The organism is Snodgrassella sp. B3837, assembly GCF_026535955.1.
Lineage (GTDB): Bacteria > Pseudomonadota > Gammaproteobacteria > Burkholderiales > Neisseriaceae > Snodgrassella > Snodgrassella alvi_E.
In genome coordinates this window covers 55,550-72,641 of the sequence record NZ_JAFNPI010000001.1, presented here as the reverse complement: position 1 = coordinate 72,641, position 17,092 = coordinate 55,550, and the positions used below count along the sequence as shown (strand labels likewise).

Here is a 17,092-nt window from a genome sequence, read left to right as displayed (position 1 = left end):
ATACCTCGTTTTGTCCGCTTCAGATTCGGTATTATTCACAATTCCAGCATTTTTAAGAGCAAGACAAAGCATTACACATCTCTTCGGTTTATATTTAAGTAAAGAATCTTGTTATGGAAAACGCCAACCGCATCGTTGCCGAAGGCATCGCTGCTGTTCAATCAGCTACTGATTTACCTGCATTAGAATTGGTAAAAGCCCGTTATCTGGGCAAGACAGGTGAACTCAACGCCCTATTAAAAACACTAGGAAAAATGACACCGGAAGAACGCAAAACCACCGGTGCGCACATAAATGAGTGCAAAAATCAGTTTCAGTCTGCCTATAACCAGCAACGTGATGCACTGAACGAAGCCAAACTGCAACAACAGCTGGCGGCCGAAGCACTGGATGTGACTCTGCCCGGTCGCGGCGAAAATATAGGTGGTTTACATCCTGTAACCTTAACCTTACAGCGGATTGTAGAACTGTTTCACAGCATGGGATTCACCGTAGCCGATGGGCCGGAAATCGAAGATGATTTTCATAATTTTCAAGCATTGAATATTCCACCAAACCATCCTGCTCGCGCCATGCAAGACACATTCTATGTCGAAAATGGCAACGTACTACGTACCCATACATCTCCTATTCAGATACGCTACATGCTGGACAAAAAAGAGCCGCCGATTCGCATTATTGCTCCAGGACGCGTATATCGGGTAGACTCAGATGCCACCCACTCACCAATGTTTCATCAGGCAGAAGGATTGTGGATTGAGGAAGGTGTGACCATGGCCGACCTTAAAGCGGTATTTACCGATTTTATCCGTCGCTTTTTTGAACGTGATGATTTACAGGTACGTTTCCGCCCTTCATTTTTCCCATTTACCGAACCATCAGCTGAAATTGATATCATGGGTGAGCGAGGTTGGCTCGAAGTCGGCGGATGCGGCATGGTGCATCCAAATGTATTAAAAAACGTCAATATAGATGCTGAAAAATATACAGGTTTTGCCTTTGGCATTGGTCTGGACAGATTTGCCATGCTGCGCTACGGAATTAATGATTTGCGCCTTTTTTTCGACAATGACCTGAATTTTCTGAAACAGTTTCAGGATTAACTACAAAGTGTCTGTTAAAAGTAATGAACTTGTTTTAAGCCAATCCCTGAATTATCCAATTCAGGCATAGCCGAAACAAAACAACATTCATTACCACTGATATAAGATTAACATCAAAGCGTAATCATCTCACTAGTGAACGACTGATGAATTTTTATGGTTAAAAAATTATTCACCCTATAACAAACTAGAATAATTCATCTTAACCTAATACGAATTCCAAAAGCGAAGTTACATAAATTACAGATTAAACAATCCTGTAACAACTGCAGACCAGCAAACCCAACACTTTTGGATGAAACTGCAACAGAATACATACTGGAAGCATTATGCAATTTTCTCAACAATGGTTATATTCATGGGTCAATCCAGACCTGTCAGCAGACCAGCTGGCACATTTACTCACCATGGCCGGACTTGAAGTAGAAGAAACCAGACTGGCTGCTCCCACCTTCACAGGTGTAGTAATTGCTGAAGTAAAATCAGTCATTAAACATCCTGATGCAGACCGGCTCAATATCACACAAGTAGATGCCGGCACAGGCGAACTGATACAAATTGTATGTGGTGCTCCCAATGTACAGCCAGGAATCAAAGTACCTTGCGCGTTACCAGACGCCATTTTGCCAGGCGATTTTAAAATCAAACCCACCAAAATGCGCGGTCAGGTATCCAATGGAATGCTGTGCTCAGCAAAAGAATTAGGTCTGCCAGATGAAGTTAATGGTCTGCTGATTCTGCCTGCAGATGCACCTATCGGTGAAAACATCCGCAACTATCTGGAATTAGATGATCATCTGCTCACCCTCAAAATCACACCTAACCGTGCAGACTGCCTCAGTATAAAAGGAATAGCACGTGAAGTAGGTGCATTAACTCAGTCTAAGTTACATCCGATTGAAATTGTGCCTGTCCAAGCAAACATCGAAGCCAGCCAACCAGCCAGCATCGAAGCACCACAAGACTGTGGCCGCTTTCTTACCCGAGTTATCCGCGGCGTTAATTCACAATCAGCTACACCGGTATGGCTAAAACAACGACTGGAACGCAGTGGTTTACGAAGTATCAACGCTTTAGTTGATATCGGCAACTATGTCATGCTAGAGCTTGGGCAGCCAATGCACATGTTTGATGCTGATAAAATTACTGGTAAGCTGAATATCCGTCGTGCTTATGATGGCGAAACCATTACTTGTCTTAATGATAAAACTGTCACCCTCTGCAGTAATACACTTGTAGTAGCTGATGAAAAACAGGTCTTGAGCATTGCTGGGCTGATGGGTGGTGTAGAAAGCTCAGTTACTAACGATACCCATAATGTAGTCATCGAAAGTGCATGGTTTACTCCAGACATCATTGCCGGCAAAGCGAGACAGTATGGTTTTGGTTCAGACTCATCATTTCGTTTTGAGCGAGGTGTGGATTTCAATTTACAGCAACAAGCCATCGAACGTGCTACAGCCCTGATACAAGAAATCTGCGGAGGTGATATTGGTAATATCACTGAAGCAACAGGAAATCTGCCTGACACCAAAAAAGTCCGAATACGCACCAACAGAGTAGCCAAAGTACTGGGAGTAAATATTTCTGCAGAAAATATAGGAATTATTCTGCAACACCTAGGCCTGAATCCACAAATATGCGAAGACGGTTTCACAGTTACATCGCCCAGCTTTCGCTTTGATATTGAAATTGAAGCAGATCTTATTGAAGAAATCGGCCGCGTTTTCGGATATGACAATATTCCAGACAACCATACCAATGGCAAACTGAACATGGTAGCCCTGCCGGAAACACAGAAACCATTATTCAGTGTCTACCACCAGCTTGCCAATAACGGCTATCAGGAAGTTGTCAGCTACGCCTTTGTAGAAGAAGCATGGGAACAAGATTTAGCCGGCAATACTAATCCGATTCGCCTGCAAAACCCGATTGCCAGTCAGCTAAGTGTCATGCGCTCTACCTTGTTTGGTGGCTTGATAGAAATTCTGCACAATAATCTAAACCGTAAACAAAACCGGGTAAGATTATTCGAAGTGGCACGCGTGTTTCACAAACAGAATGAAGCATATGTCCAGACCAAAAAAATTGCTGGTCTTGCTTATGGTTCTGCCCTGCCAGAACAATGGGCCGCAACCACACGTAATGTGGATTTCTATGATGTCAAAAACGATATTGCCGGTTTAATCAGTGCTGATACTGTTGAATATCGCGCAGCAGAACATCCGGCACTGCATCCGGGCAGAACGGCAGAAATCATCATTGCTGATAAAGTAGTCGGTGTTATCGGAGAACTGCATCCACGCTGGACACAAAAATACGATTTACCTCAATCACCGATTCTATTTGAGCTAAATCTAAGTGCTGTATTATCGCAAGACAGAATTACTTACCAACCAGTATCCAAATTTCAGCCCGTACGACGTGATCTGGCTTTTATCCTCCCAGAGCAAATAACTGCTGAACAGTTACTTAACACTCTGACCAGTGTTAAACATTCTTCCATACAGGAAATCGCTATTTTTGACGTTTATCGAGGTAAAGGTGTCCCTGAAAACATGAAAAGTCTGGCTGTAAAAATTATTCTGCAAAGCCCTGAGCAAACACTGACCGATGAAGAAGTAGACTCAGTAATAACAAAACTCATAGATACAGCAGGTACAATTGACGCAAAATTACGCGTTTAGAATTTTACCCAGACATCCTAAACGATTAAAATTTTACTTACTTGATAACACAAATCAATTTGTGGATAATAACGCCCTCTTTAATGAAAGAAACTTTAATATGACGCTGACAAAAGCTGAACTTGCAGATATTTTGGTAGAAAAAGTAGCCGGCATGAGCAAACACGATGCCAAAGAAATAGTAGAATTGTTTTTTGAAGAAATTCGCAGTACCCTAGAACAAGGCGAACAAATCAAAATCTCTGGTTTTGGTAACTTCCAGCTGCGCGATAAACCGCAGCGCCCTGGCCGTAATCCCAAAACCGGCGAAGAAGTCCCTATTTCTGCTAGACGCGTGGTAACATTCCATGCATCACAAAAATTGAAAGGCATGGTTGATCACTATAATGGAAAACAAGCCTAAGCAACTGTTACCCATTCCAGCACAGCGGTACTTTACCCTAGAAGAGCTGTGCCAGCTTGCTGACATTAGTAAGGAGCAGTTTACTGCATGGCAGCATATTCACGGCGTAGTGATTGGCTATGGCGGCCAGCATTATACCCGTGCTGATGTAATTAAAATTCGACAATTGCGCGATAGCTTTACTCCCTATATCGATCCATTTACACGTAATCAGGTGGACGCCGAAGGTAATCCGGTCATTGATGCTCTAGAAACACGGCAGCACATTGAGAAGATAATGGACAACCTGAATAGCGTACTTGCCAAGTAAAACGATTACTTTTATAATCGCCTCCTTTACAGAGTCGGAGTGTGGCGCAGTCTGGTAGCGCACTTGCATGGGGTGCAAGGGGTCGAAGGTTCGAATCCTTTCACTCCGACCAAAATTAAAAATACAGCCTAGAAGGGCTGTATTTTTTTATACAAATAGAGTAAATATCAGTATCAGATTCTCACAGTATCAAAATAAAAATTCAGATAATATGCTTTCGAATCAATAAAGATATTAAAAAAGAAAATCTAATTCTTTACTGATTAAAATTCTAGCAATTCATTCCAAATTCTCAAAGGCCCGTTACTAGTCCAATAAACTGCAATAATTTATTCAATCAGATGCTTAAATAATAAGATTATTAACCTGTTAATTGCTGCAGCTGTTTCAATATCTGTCTACTGAGGATACCGTCTGGTAGACGGAAATCAAGTAGCATGCGAGTCAGCCGAAGAGCTTCCGGATGCCATTCAGGCTGTGATGCCAGAGACTGGTTGGTTAGCGCATTAAGAGTATGTCCATGGACCACAATGCCTTTCTCTTGAGCAGATAGCTGCTGTGCCTGCATCAATAATACCGGTGCGTGCTCAGCACGCAACCAGTAACGTTCATGACAGACAATTGCTTGTTCTAGATTGTCCTGCGAGATATCCGGAGCCACACCTAAAGTATGCAGAAGGCTCCACTCAAAATAACGTAAAGCTGCCAGATGCTCACCACCGCAGATACTTTGCAAAACGGCGTACATGGCATGATAGATAGATGGTAAAGAATCCTCGCGTGCTGTAAGTTTCAAAACTAACTCATTCACATACATTGCACTGAACAAAGCTTGATTTTGTGGCTGAGGCCACCCACCTACCCATTCTGCACGATGAAGAGTTTTCAGTTCATTATTGCCATACCAAGAAATCTGCAAAGGTACAAATGGTACCAACACGCCGCGCAGTTCACTTTGGCGCCGTCGTGCACTGCGAGCCAACATCGCCACTCTGCCATAGTCTCGTGAAAATATTTCTATTTGAAGACTGCTTTCACTCCACGGACGTGATGAAAGCAAAAAAGCTGGTTGATGATTGATACGATTATCAGACATGAGTAGTTGTTACATCGGATAGATTTGCTGATTATTATAGCCCGATATGGCATAACAATTGACCATATTCGCCAAAAAGCGGATAATTCCTTTAAAAATAGATATTTTACTTTCAGGCAGCCGGTTTTTTTCAGCCGGCTGCCTGAAAGCATTCAAAACTATCAGGAAAGTTTGCACACCCATGAAAGCACCGGAATTATTATTACCTGCTGGCGGTCTGGAACGGATGCGTGCTGCGTTTGATTACGGCGCAGATGCAATCTATGCGGGTACGCCACGCTATTCTCTACGTGCACGCAATAATGAATTTGCCCATCTTCCAGTACTGGAGCAGGGAATTTCTGAAGCACATGCTCGTGGCAAGAAATTTTTTCTGGCCAGTAATATTCTGCCACACAATGCCAAACTGAAAACGTATCTGGCTGATATGGAACCAATTATTGCCATGCAGCCAGACGCACTGATTATGGCCGACCCTGGGCTGATTATGAAAGTGCGCGAAAAATGGCCGGAAATACCGGTGCATCTGTCCGTACAGGCCAATACGACTAATGCTTGGGGTGTACAGTTTTGGCAAAGCATCGGTATTGAACGTATTATTTTATCACGTGAGCTAAGTATCAATGAGATTGCTGAAATCCGGCAGCAATGTCCAGATATTGAGCTAGAAGTATTTGTGCACGGTGCTTTGTGCATCGCCTATTCCGGCCGCTGTCTGCTATCCGGATACTTTAACCATCGTGATCCCAATCAGGGTACCTGCACTAATGCCTGCCGCTGGGATTATAAAGTTCATAATACGTCGGATAGTGACAGCGGTGACGCCCAGTTATTACGCGACTTTGATTTCAAGCAAGCTCAATCTCTGGCAGATGATAGCCTGTTGGGCCCGAATGAGCAGCAACGCCACCCCTTAGCTAATAAAGTATATTTAATCGAAGAGGCTAATCGACCTGGTGATATGATGCCGATTATGGAAGATGAGCACGGCACCTATATCATGAATTCCAAAGATTTACGCGCAGTGGAACAAGTTGCGAAACTAGCTGAGATCGGTGTGGATTCACTGAAAGTAGAAGGCCGCACCAAATCGGTTTATTATGTAGCCCGTGCTGCACAAGTATATCGTCGTGCCATTGATGATGCAGTTGCTGGAAAACCTTTTGATTACACACTGCTGGCCGAACTTGAAGGGCTGGCAAATCGTGGTTATACCACTGGATTTTTGGAACGTCATCAAACTCAGGAATATCAGAATTATTTATCCGGCCACTCTTTATCCAAACAAAGCCAATATGTTGGCAAGGTAACGGCTATTGACTCTGATGGTTGGGCAACCGTTGAAGTGAAAAATAAATTTAGTGTAGGTGATCAGTTGGAAATTATTCACCCCAGCGGTAATCAAATTATTCGGCTAGAACAAATGACACGTAAAGGGTATCCGATAGAAGTGGCTGCTGGAAATGGTTTCGAAGTGAAAATTCCACAAATGCATGGTAAAGACAAGGCTTTGATCGCACGAATTATGATGCAGAACGAAGCAGTTTAAACAAATAAATAAAAAGCCATAGAATCAAATTCTATGGCTTTTTATTGGATACCTGACACTTACAGCCAGCCTTGCAGATTCTGATTGATTAAAGGTATCAGTATTTTTACCCATTCATCTTCACTGCTCATACATGGAATATAATGAAATTGTTCACCCCCATGAGCCAGAAAATCAGCTTTACCCCTAATATTAATCTCTTCTAGTGTTTCCAGACAATCTGTAACAAATCCGGGACATACTACATCAAGTTTTTTTATTCCAGCCTGTGGTAGCTGGTTGAATAAATCCTGAGTACTGGGACCAACCCATGGCGCATAACCAAACCGGCTCTGAAATGCCAGTCGGTATTCATTATCTTTCAATCCGAGCTCACTAACCAGATGCTGGGTAGTGGTGTGGCAATGCTCAACATAAATATCACCTGCCTGTTGCTGAGCTAATGGAATACCATGAAAACTCAACAACAAACATTCCCCGCGTCCATACTGTTTCCAGTGCGTATGGATATGAGCTGCCAAGGTCTTTATATAATTGGTATCTGCACAAAAACTAGTGATACTTCGTACCGCCATCTGCACACGCTGTTTAAGTAAAACACGCCATAGCTGATCAAGTGCCGCACCACTACTTGAACTTGCATATTGTGGATACAAGGGTACTACAAGCAGATTTGCTACACCTTGCTTCTTCATTTCCTGCACCACATCCACCACACATGGCTGACCATAAGTCATTGCAAAACGGGTGATCACACTTTCAGGTAAAGCTTTAGACAATGCTTGAGTGAGCGACCGTGTACCAATTAGAAGCGGAGAACCATTGTCTTGCCAAATGGTTTGATAAGCATGAGCACTTTTCCTTGACCTTAAAGGCAGGATAATGCCACGTAATAGGAGCTGCCATAAAAAACGTGGCAACTCAACCACACGCTGATCTGATAAAAACTCACGCAGATAGGGACGTACAGCCTGAGGTGTTGGTGCTTCGGGCGTACCAAGATTCAGCAGTAATACACCTGTTTCTGTGATAGATGTTTCAGGTTCGCTAAGAAATAGTTTTGACATAATAAGAGCGCCGGCAAAGGATAAGCAGGTTTATGATTGAGCTTCACAAGCATAGCTGATTACGTTATCACTACTATTTATGCTGCCTCATAATCAATTTATTCATAATAATCTTTCTTTTCAATTGGGTAAGACAGACAAAAATTGTACCGCTATTTATTCTTTCCAAAGAGCCTGAAAAGCTTTTACCACCTTTTCTGGTTCAGCCGCATCTGTTACTGCTCGCACTACTGCCAGAGAACTAACACCTGTGGCCAGAACATCAGGCGCATTACTCAGATCGATGCCACCAATTGCTACCGTCGGAGTACTTCCGGCTTGAAGCACGTATTGTCTAAGTTTATCTAATCCCTGAGGCTGTGTAGGCATTGTCTTAGTTTTGGTAGGAAATATTGCCCCACAGGCTACATAGCTTGGCTTTACTGAAAGTGCAAGAGCAAGCTCTTCAGAAGAATGAGTGCTCACTCCTAACCGTAAACCGGCACTCTGTATCATCACCAAATCAGCACTTTCCAAATCTTCCTGTCCAAGATGTACACCGTAGGCACCACAATCTACCGCTTCCCACCAATAATCGTTGATAAATAATTGTGTAGGTGAATTCTTTGCATAGGCCACACTGCGTTCAATTTCACGGTACAATGACGAACCAATCTGGCTTTTATTGCGTAGCTGCACGGTATTAGCGCCTGCATCCACCATTCGGGCTACCCAGTCTGCAGAAGGAACGACTGCATAAAATTTAAGCGGAGCGGCAATGGGTAAAAACGGATTCGTAAACATAATTTACTCCTTTTGAAACAAAAATCTTTATAATGGCACTTTTTTACGTAGCATGGCACACGTCGGATAGCTTGTTTACGTGCCGGCTCTGAATTTTCCACTTTAAAATACATTATGGCCGCAGACACATCTTTTGCACGTTCGCCCTTGATTACACGGGTTAATTACGCTTTTGCTGCATTGCTACTTGGCACCATTGCCTATTTCATTTACTGGGGACTAGGCTATACCAATCATCATGCGCCGCTATTATTCATTGTAGCTACCCTCTTTGGTGCCTTTATGGCTTTCAATATCGGTGGCAATGATGTAGCCAATTCTTTTGGCACCAGCGTAGGTGCCGGCACCCTTACAATACCACAAGCTCTGGGTATAGCTGCAGTGTTTGAAGTTTCCGGTGCCGTCATTGCCGGTGGCGAAGTAACTAAAACCATCAGACACGGTATTATAGACCTTGGTGCCATGCATTTGACACCGTCACAATGTATAAATGTAATGCTAGCTGCATTGCTGGCAGCAGCCATCTGGTTACTGATTGCTTCGAAAAAAGGACTTCCGGTTTCAACTACCCACTCTCTGATTGGCGGTCTGGTTGGTGCCGGACTGTGTCTGGGCTATCTGGTCACCGGTAACAGCAGTGCACTAGATTTAATCCAGTGGAACAAAATGGGCGAAATCGGTCTATCATGGGTGATTTCTCCTGTGCTTGGCGGAGCATTGTCATTCATTCTTTTCAGCCAAATTAAAAAGCATGTACTTGATTACAATGAGCGTATGAACATAGCTCTGAAAGAAATCAAACAAGAAAAAAAAGCGTACAAGGAAAAGCACAAAGCGTGGTTTGAACAACTGAGTGAGACAGAAAAAATCAAAATTTCTTCTGCCATTGCACGCGATGCGGAAAATTATAGTGATCCAGACTACAGCGTAGATGAACTAGAATCGGATTATTATAAAAAGCTAGCTGATATAGAAAGCCGTAAAAACAGTATAGATGCGTTTAAAGCTCTACATAGCTGGGTGCCTCTGATTTCTGCCTGCGGTGGCATGATGATTACAGCTATGCTGTTATTCAAGGGATTAACCAATCTGCATCTGGGCTTGTCCGTAGTAACCAATTTTTTGCTAATCATCATGATTGGTGCCCTGATCTGGATGGCAACATTTATTTATGCCAAAACACTGAAGCGTAAAGATTTAAGCAAATCCACTTTTTTAATGTTCAGTTGGATGCAAGTATTTACAGCTGCTGGTTTTGCTTTCAGCCATGGAGCCAATGATATATCTAATGCAGTAGGCCCGTTTGCAGCCATTATGGACATAATTAGAACTGGTGATATTGCTATGGATGCCAATGCCATGATTCCAGCACCTGTGATGATTACTTTTGGTGTTGCCCTGATTGTTGGCCTTTGGTTTATCGGCAAAGAAGTGATTCAAACTGTGGGCACCAATCTTGCTAAAATGCATCCGGCTTCAGGATTTACCGCCGAACTATCTTCAGCGGCCATTGTAATGCTGGCTACGCTAATGGGCTTACCAGTATCCAGTACACATATTTTGGTCGGTGCCGTACTTGGAATTGGACTGGTTAACCATAATGCCAACTGGAAGCTGATGAAACCGATAGCACTTGCCTGGGTTATTACCCTTCCTTCTGCAGCAATTCTGTCGGTTTTGATTTTTCTCGGACTCAATTCTTTTTTCTGACCTCAGCAATAATATAGCGCGCCAGTCAAATACAGGCTGGCGTTTTTGTTCATCCACATCAAAATTAAACCATTGTTGATAATTTATTTATTTTATCAATTATGTTGTCTATCATAAGTTTTAAATCTTTTTCTAAATTGGTTGCCTTGAACATTTGGTGATTATCTTAAAGGTAATTAAAAGCAATTATGGAATCGGATTAATGCTTTTTAACTCAGCTAGCAGCTGTTTGTGAAGATGACTTTTCGTTAAAATATTGCCTTTTGTAATTACGTACGCAAACGCTGAGCTGCCATGAACAATTTGCTTAAAAAATTTTATATAGACCCGTTTTTACTGGCTATGCTATTGGTTGTCGGTACTGCTACTATTCTTCCGTGTCAGGGCAGCGTCAAAACTTTTTTTAGCTATCTAACGACCATCGCTATTGCACTACTTTTTTTTATGCATGGTGCCAAGCTGTCTCGACAGGCTGTTACTGAAGGAATCAGACATTGGCGGTTGCATCTATTGGTCTTTTGCAGCACATTTATCCTGTTTCCGCTAATTGGTCTATGTCTAAGAATACTGGTACCAAACTGGCTTTCTCCCGAACTTTATCTTGGCTTTCTATATTTATGCGCCCTACCCGCCACTGTGCAATCCGCAATTGCCTTTACCTCCGTTGCTGGCGGAGATGTGGCTGCTGCTGTTTGCAGTGCTTCTGCCTCAAGTATCCTCGGTGTTTTTCTATCACCTGTTCTGGTAGGACTGATGATGCCAACCAGTGGCAACAGCGTTGATACCGCAGCAGCGATAGAATCCATTTTGATGCAGTTAATGCTACCTTTTGTAATCGGACACCTTGCACGCCCTTTATTAGCCAATTGGATTCATCAGCACAAAGTCTGGATTAACCGCACAGACCGTAGTTCCATTCTGCTGGTTGTGTATGTGGCTTTCAGTGATGCAGTGGTTGAAGGCTTATGGCACAAAGTAAATCTGGGTTCAATTGGTATGATTGTGATGCTGAGCCTAGTGATTCTATTTCTGGTGATTACGATCAATACACTGGTAGCACGGTTACTAGGTTTTAAACGAGCCGATGAAATTACAATTGTGTTTTGCGGCTCCAAAAAAAGCTTGGCCAATGGCGTACCTATGGCTAACGTTCTGTTTCCTGCCAATATGGTAGGTATAATGCTCTTACCATTGATGATTTTTCACCAGCTACAATTGATGATTTGCGCTGTACTGGCGCAACGCTATGCTCGCACAAATAAACCAATTTCATAACGGTTACCTAGTACTATTGCGACAGATTATAATTGGTTTAAATATTTTTCATTTTAGAAAAACTGAACCAAATGAGTAATAGTTTTTCAGATGTATGCAAATACAACTTTTAGGTTCAGTAGTAAGCTTACTATTAGCACAAATTTTTGTTTTAATAAGAAATATTTGTGATTTCTTTGCATGTAATTAGAACACATTCAGTATATTTATCATCACGTTGATGGTTGCGATAAATATACAATGCTTAATTCAAAGAATGACGATACAATTAAGGGAATTTAAGTTGAAAATGGAATAAGTGACGCAGAATTGTCACAAATAATTGATCTAATGAATTTTTGTGGTGCCAGTAATAGGAATCGAACCTACGACCTTCGCGTTACGAGTGCGCTGCTCTACCAACTGAGCTATACTGGCTGACGGATAAATTTTTTCAGAATGGCGCGCAGTATAACATACCTACCTTTGATTCACCATCATTAACAAAACATGCTTGAAATCTTAGAATCTTAAGAATTTATACTTAATCATACATATAAAGCTTATTTAGTAGCCGTACTTTTTATGCGTTACTATCTCATTAAATTTTATGCTTCTGTTAATTAAAAATAATCGCAATAAGCATAATTATATTCAAAACACAATTTCTTTCTACTATGCTATGTTAGAAAAATTCTTTATTTCTAATAATCAATAGATATGTTAGCAACTTCAGCTACTACTCTTTTACAGAAGCAAATAGCAAAGCTAAAATACTGACATTAAATTTTAACGTTGTCTTTTCTTAAAATTGTTCATAACTTGTGTCAAGTTATATTTCAGCACGTCATCCACTGCCGAAGGCACTTCCGCCAATAGCTCACGCTGTAGCGTTGTTACCAGCCCAGCAGTATGTTTCTGTACCGCTACCCTGACCATACCAGATAATACATCGGCTAGATGAGGGCGTAATTTTTCACTAAGCTGCTGCAATAGAGCCTGTTCTGAAATGCAGGTAACAGCACGATTTGCTGTACCTCGCGGCTCGATTACATGCATATGTACATGAATTACTGGCTGGCCATTTTCACTAAAGTCTGTATTGACATCAGTAACATCAGACTCAGAAGTCTCAGCCTGCACAATCGTTGCCTGATTTCCTTTTAGTTGAACAGTACAGCCAGATGGCAAAGTTTCATCAATCGGAGCACTTTGCAAACAGCTTTGGGCAGCCAGCCAGTCTTCCTGAATCAGTAATGCTGTATCATTCAAGGCAGATTCTTGTTGCTGAGCCTCCAACGTACTCTGCTGCTGCCATTGCTGCAGGTAGGCACGATAAACACGTTCTCGCTGTATCGGATCCAATACTACCTCATCAGTCCGATTATACTGGGAAGGATTAGGTTTTTTTGGTTTAGCTGTAGCAGGCTGCCGGTTGTGAGGTACTGTACCTGTTACTACAGCAGAAGTATTAAAAGCGTGCTCGTGTCTTCTGGTTTGATGCACAACCACTGTCGGTTTAATACTCTTGTTCACATCATGATGAACAGCATGATTATCATGCTTCTTTTTATTCTGGCGCAGTTGTTCAAGATTACGTACCCAATCAGGTTTGGCTTCAGCCGACTCACTATCTGTATTAGTCATAGATTGCTGTGCAGGCGGATTATCTTCACTTAAAGTAAAAACAAATTGATTTTGTTGTTCATACTGGTTTTTCACCATGCCCTCACTTCTTATCGTCTGATGTATTCTGGCTCGCTTCACATGAATTTTCACTGTGCCATATATAGGTAATTATAACAACTTTTGTAGGTTAAAATGCTAAAATAATGTATATTTTGTCCAATTTAATCAGGAATCAAATAATGAGTACCTTAGAACAACGAATTGAATTTCTCGAAGAAAATAACGAAGCCCTACTCATGCAAAACCGTGTGCTAGCCACTGCACTGAAAGGTTTATTGAGAGCCTTGCCCGCAGATTTAGCAGAACTAGCTACAGAATCTATTCGAACAGCTTTTGATAACGAAATTGCTGAATTGCAGTATGAAGAAAATCCGCAAGTAGAATTATTTCATGATGCCACTTACGTGTTTTTTCATGAACGCGAACATTAAATCATAAAACAGACCAGCAGCAGATGGCTGGTCTGTATATGCTCAACTCTGATGTTTTTCATGCCAGCAATCACATATCGGCATAATTTGGTCCGCTACCGCCTTCGGGACACACCCAGTCAATATTCTGTTCAGGATCTTTAATATCGCAGGTTTTACAGTGTACACAATTCTGCGCATTAATCTGCAATTGTGGTTCTCCTGCTTCTTCTATAATTTCATACACCCCAGCAGGACAATAACGCGTTTCCGGACTAGCAAATTTTTGATAATTAACACTAATGGCCAATTCTGGATTGTGTAGCCTAAGATGTACAGGTTGGTTTTCAGCATGGCTGATACCAGCCAAAAATACACTACTCATACGATCAAATGTGAGTTTGCCATCCGGTTTAGGATAATCAATCTTCTGGCAATCTTGTGCTGGCCGTAAAGACGCATAATCCGCCCGCTGATGCCTTAGAGTCCATGGTGCCTTACCCTTGAACACATATTCTTCTAGTGCACCATAAACTAGGCCTCCCAACAGACCCCATTTAAATGCAGGACGTACATTGCGGACTTTATTCAACTCACTAAATAACCAACTGTTTCTGAATAAACTTGTATAATTTACTGCCTCTGCATTACTGCTTTCGCTAGCTTCCTCGCTTAATACCTCAGCAACGGCCTCTGCTGCGAGCATACCGGATTTCATAGCGGCATGAATACCTTTAATTCGCGGCACATTCAGAAAACCAGCAGTATCACCAACCAGAACACCACCAGGAAATGTTAGTTTGGGCAAACTTTGCAAGCCACCTTCACTCAGCGCTCTTGCACCATAAGCAATACGTTTACCACCCTCTAATGTAGCTCGAATGGCCGGATGAGTTTTGTAGCGCTGCATTTCTGCATACGGAGACAGATAAGGGTTCTGATAATCCAGACCAATCACAAAACCAACTGCTACTTTATTATCATTCAAATGATACAAAAAAGAACCGCCATAGGTTTTCTGATTTAATGGCCAGCCTATAGTATGAATCACAGTTCCGGGTTTGGATTTTTCCGGTGCGATTTCCCATAATTCTTTAATTCCGATTCCATAAGTTTGATGCTGGCAGTCTTTTCTTAAATCAAATTGCTGCATCAGTACTTTAGTAAGCGAACCGCGGCAACCTTCAGCAAAAATAGTCTGTTGTGCCAACAATGCCATACCCTGCTGATATTGGTCACCAGGAGTACCATCGCGTTGAACGCCCATATCGCCGGTGGCAATTCCCCGTACCGAACCATCAGCATGATAAAGTATTTCTGTAGCGGCAAAACCAGGATATATTTCTACGCCCAATTCTTCCGCCTGCTGCGCCAGCCAACGACAAAACACGCCCAGACTAATGATGTAATTGCCTTGATTATTAAAACTGGCTGGCGTTGGCAGACGGTAAGCTTTTTTTTCGGTTAAAAACAGCAAACTGTCTTGTTTCACCGCACACGATAACGGAGCGTCTTTATCCTGCCAATTTTCAATCAGCTCCGATAATGAACGAGGGTCAATTACAGCACCGGAAATAATATGCGCTCCAACTTCAGAACCTTTATCAACAACGCATACTCTAATCTCGCGCTGTTGTTTAGCGGCCAATTGTTTTAAACGTATGGCAGCAGATAAACCTGACGGACCGGCCCCCACAATAACAACATCATATTGCATGCTCTCGCGTTCAAGGGTATCTGTCATGATAAGTTTTCCTGCATAGAAACAAAATTACTCAAAATTCAGTAGCCATGCCTGTAAATGCATGCTGAATACTCAAAACTTGTCATTATATCGAACAATGGCTTCAGACAGTGACTAAGGGACTAAGCCTGTTCTGATTTCCATTTCACACTAGCCAAACCAAGGAATAAACCATTACTTAAAATATTTGAATATAAGCTGAAAAATTACTTCTCAAAAATACAATAAACTGTATTTCAATAAATGTACGATATCTATCCCAACAGGTTTTATCAACATTAACTTTTCAACGGCTTTGTTTCAATAGAATAACCGTAGTAATAGTCTATATTCTGCGCACATCATTTCAAAGCAAGGGTTCATGCTGAGAATCGCTTTGATTTTCTCAAACTGAAAAATTGGCTACACAACCAATCCTAAAAAACCAAACAACAATCTTTGTTGATTTCTGAATATGAAAATTAACACCTTTTCATTGCGATTAATTGGTATTACTTCATTGTTAATAGACTCAGAAATTGATAATCAGATTGAAGACTGTAATTAGGATAAACCTAAAGTACGTCAGCTGCTCTATCAACATTCCCTATTAACTTAATTGTGGCAAGATTGCACGAAAATCATCCACAGTGTCAGCAGCTAAACCAAGCTGAATCCAAGGTATATAAACCATAAATATGTAAATTTGTTGTAAAAAAACAACTTCTCTAATTTGCAGTAATTTTGTTGGGTAATCATTAAACTGTAACATTATTGCTGAATATTATTTACTTTTATTAAATTTTATCAATATCTTATAACTATACCCATACCTTAATCTTATTGCTTATCTAGTAAGTATATCCTGCACTAGACTAGATTCTAACGCGCCATTCTCAACAAGCTTCTGTAGCTGTTTAACAAAAATACACCTTTGGCAGATTGCATTAGTTTGCAAGGCGGGGCATAATTCGATTTGCACAAGTTATGCGCACTGTAGCTATTTATTGAAGAAATGATATAGTGTGCAAAAACTGGACTTCCATCACTAAAGTAATACTTTTTGATACAGATTAAGGTACATAATCATGAAAAAATCTCTGTTAGCTGCTGCTGCCCTGATGTCTTTGTTCTTGGCTGCTTGTAATAAAGATGAATCAGCTCCTGCTGCTTCTGCTGCATCAGAAGTTTCAGCTCCTGTAGCTTCTGAACCAGCTCCGGCTTCTGAACCAGCTCCAGCTTCTGAAGTTTCAGCTCCTGCTGTTGCTTCTGGCGCTTCTGCAGAAGCTGCTTCTCACTAAGCACATC

At 41.6% G+C, this 17,092-nt stretch carries 14 protein-coding genes and 2 tRNA genes; 10 read left to right on the top strand and 6 right to left on the bottom strand.

Translation table 11 applies throughout. The annotated features are described in order from the left end of the window. The first annotated feature begins 113 nt into the window (after positions 1-113). From pheS to J3U67_RS00325, 5 genes are all read left to right on the top strand, one after another. A complete protein-coding gene (gene pheS / locus J3U67_RS00345; protein WP_100141264.1) occupies positions 114-1,103 on the top strand; it encodes a phenylalanine--tRNA ligase subunit alpha in 990 nt (329 codons plus the stop codon). Between the two features lie 329 nt (positions 1,104-1,432). Next, positions 1,433-3,790 (top strand): phenylalanine--tRNA ligase subunit beta, encoded by a 2,358-nt coding sequence (gene pheT / locus J3U67_RS00340; protein ID WP_267403285.1) that lies wholly within the window; start codon positions 1,433-1,435, stop codon positions 3,788-3,790. A 100-nt stretch (positions 3,791-3,890) separates the two neighbouring features. Continuing rightward, positions 3,891-4,193, top strand: coding sequence for an integration host factor subunit alpha (locus J3U67_RS00335; RefSeq protein WP_100141266.1), 303 nt, complete (start codon positions 3,891-3,893; stop codon positions 4,191-4,193). Continuing rightward, on the top strand, positions 4,177-4,503 hold the full coding sequence (locus J3U67_RS00330) for a hypothetical protein (protein WP_267403284.1): 327 nt from the start codon (positions 4,177-4,179) through the stop codon (positions 4,501-4,503). Before J3U67_RS00335 ends, J3U67_RS00330 begins: the two co-directional genes overlap by 17 nt. A 35-nt stretch (positions 4,504-4,538) precedes the next feature. Then, positions 4,539-4,615: transfer RNA gene (locus tag J3U67_RS00325), tRNA-Pro, on the top strand. A gap of 249 nt (positions 4,616-4,864) precedes the next feature. Here J3U67_RS00325 and recO read toward each other — a convergent pair. Beyond that, positions 4,865-5,599, bottom strand: coding sequence for a DNA repair protein RecO (gene recO / locus J3U67_RS00320; protein ID WP_267403282.1), 735 nt, complete (start codon positions 5,597-5,599; stop codon positions 4,865-4,867). Positions 5,600-5,780: 181 nt separating this feature from the next. Between recO and yegQ the strand changes: the two genes are divergently transcribed. Beyond that, a complete protein-coding gene (gene yegQ, locus J3U67_RS00315) occupies positions 5,781-7,148 on the top strand; it encodes a tRNA 5-hydroxyuridine modification protein YegQ (RefSeq protein WP_267403280.1) in 1,368 nt (455 codons plus the stop codon). Between the two features lie 59 nt (positions 7,149-7,207). Here the strand turns inward: yegQ and hemH are convergent, their stop codons facing one another. Both hemH and thiE read right to left on the bottom strand, forming a co-directional pair. Beyond that, on the bottom strand, positions 7,208-8,215 hold the full coding sequence (gene hemH, locus J3U67_RS00310; protein ID WP_267403278.1) for a ferrochelatase: 1,008 nt from the start codon (positions 8,213-8,215) through the stop codon (positions 7,208-7,210). A 156-nt stretch (positions 8,216-8,371) separates the two neighbouring features. Further along, the gene (gene thiE / locus J3U67_RS00305; RefSeq protein ID WP_267403276.1) at positions 8,372-8,998 is read right to left on the bottom strand and encodes a thiamine phosphate synthase; all 627 of its coding nucleotides are present in this window, start codon (positions 8,996-8,998) and stop codon (positions 8,372-8,374) included. Between the two features lie 114 nt (positions 8,999-9,112). Between thiE and J3U67_RS00300 the strand changes: the two genes are divergently transcribed. After that, a complete protein-coding gene (locus J3U67_RS00300) occupies positions 9,113-10,708 on the top strand; it encodes an inorganic phosphate transporter (RefSeq protein WP_100156744.1) in 1,596 nt (531 codons plus the stop codon). A 294-nt stretch (positions 10,709-11,002) separates the two neighbouring features. After that, positions 11,003-11,983: a bile acid:sodium symporter family protein gene (locus tag J3U67_RS00295; protein WP_267403274.1), complete on the top strand. Its 981-nt coding sequence runs from the start codon at positions 11,003-11,005 to the stop codon at positions 11,981-11,983. A 341-nt stretch (positions 11,984-12,324) separates the two neighbouring features. Here the strand turns inward: J3U67_RS00295 and J3U67_RS00290 are convergent. Both J3U67_RS00290 and J3U67_RS00285 read right to left on the bottom strand, forming a co-directional pair. Then, positions 12,325-12,400 (bottom strand) — tRNA-Thr (locus tag J3U67_RS00290). A 351-nt stretch (positions 12,401-12,751) separates the two neighbouring features. Continuing rightward, entirely contained in the window at positions 12,752-13,687 is a 936-nt protein-coding gene (locus J3U67_RS00285; RefSeq protein ID WP_267391125.1) for a hypothetical protein, read from the bottom strand. 143 nt (positions 13,688-13,830) lie between these two features. Here J3U67_RS00285 and J3U67_RS00280 point away from each other — a divergent pair, with 143 nt between their 5' ends. Further along, a complete protein-coding gene (locus J3U67_RS00280) occupies positions 13,831-14,082 on the top strand; it encodes an NGO1151 family protein (RefSeq protein WP_267403272.1) in 252 nt (83 codons plus the stop codon). Between the two features lie 70 nt (positions 14,083-14,152). Here the strand turns inward: J3U67_RS00280 and J3U67_RS00275 are convergent, their stop codons facing one another. Continuing rightward, complete coding sequence (locus J3U67_RS00275) at positions 14,153-15,805, bottom strand: electron transfer flavoprotein-ubiquinone oxidoreductase (protein WP_267403270.1); 1,653 nt, start codon at positions 15,803-15,805, stop codon at positions 14,153-14,155. Between the two features lie 1,067 nt (positions 15,806-16,872). Here J3U67_RS00275 and J3U67_RS00270 point away from each other — a divergent pair. Further along, complete coding sequence (locus J3U67_RS00270; protein WP_100141277.1) at positions 16,873-17,085, top strand: hypothetical protein; 213 nt, start codon at positions 16,873-16,875, stop codon at positions 17,083-17,085. Positions 17,086-17,092 lie beyond the last annotated feature (7 nt).

Coding starts and splice junctions, on each gene's coding strand:
- J3U67_RS00295 (WP_267403274.1), top strand. CDS start 11,003: ATGAACAATTTGCTTAAAAAATTTTATATAGACCCGTTTTTACTGGCT.
- J3U67_RS00285 (WP_267391125.1), bottom strand. CDS start 13,687: ATGGTGAAAAACCAGTATGAACAACAAAATCAATTTGTTTTTACTTTA.
- recO (WP_267403282.1), bottom strand. CDS start 5,599: ATGTCTGATAATCGTATCAATCATCAACCAGCTTTTTTGCTTTCATCA.
- J3U67_RS00280 (WP_267403272.1), top strand. CDS start 13,831: ATGAGTACCTTAGAACAACGAATTGAATTTCTCGAAGAAAATAACGAA.
- pheT (WP_267403285.1), top strand. CDS start 1,433: ATGCAATTTTCTCAACAATGGTTATATTCATGGGTCAATCCAGACCTG.
- hemH (WP_267403278.1), bottom strand. CDS start 8,215: ATGTCAAAACTATTTCTTAGCGAACCTGAAACATCTATCACAGAAACA.
- J3U67_RS00300 (WP_100156744.1), top strand. CDS start 9,113: ATGGCCGCAGACACATCTTTTGCACGTTCGCCCTTGATTACACGGGTT.
- thiE (WP_267403276.1), bottom strand. CDS start 8,998: ATGTTTACGAATCCGTTTTTACCCATTGCCGCTCCGCTTAAATTTTAT.
- J3U67_RS00270 (WP_100141277.1), top strand. CDS start 16,873: ATGAAAAAATCTCTGTTAGCTGCTGCTGCCCTGATGTCTTTGTTCTTG.
- yegQ (WP_267403280.1), top strand. CDS start 5,781: ATGAAAGCACCGGAATTATTATTACCTGCTGGCGGTCTGGAACGGATG.
- pheS (WP_100141264.1), top strand. CDS start 114: ATGGAAAACGCCAACCGCATCGTTGCCGAAGGCATCGCTGCTGTTCAA.
- J3U67_RS00330 (WP_267403284.1), top strand. CDS start 4,177: ATGGAAAACAAGCCTAAGCAACTGTTACCCATTCCAGCACAGCGGTAC.
- J3U67_RS00335 (WP_100141266.1), top strand. CDS start 3,891: ATGACGCTGACAAAAGCTGAACTTGCAGATATTTTGGTAGAAAAAGTA.
- J3U67_RS00275 (WP_267403270.1), bottom strand. CDS start 15,805: ATGACAGATACCCTTGAACGCGAGAGCATGCAATATGATGTTGTTATT.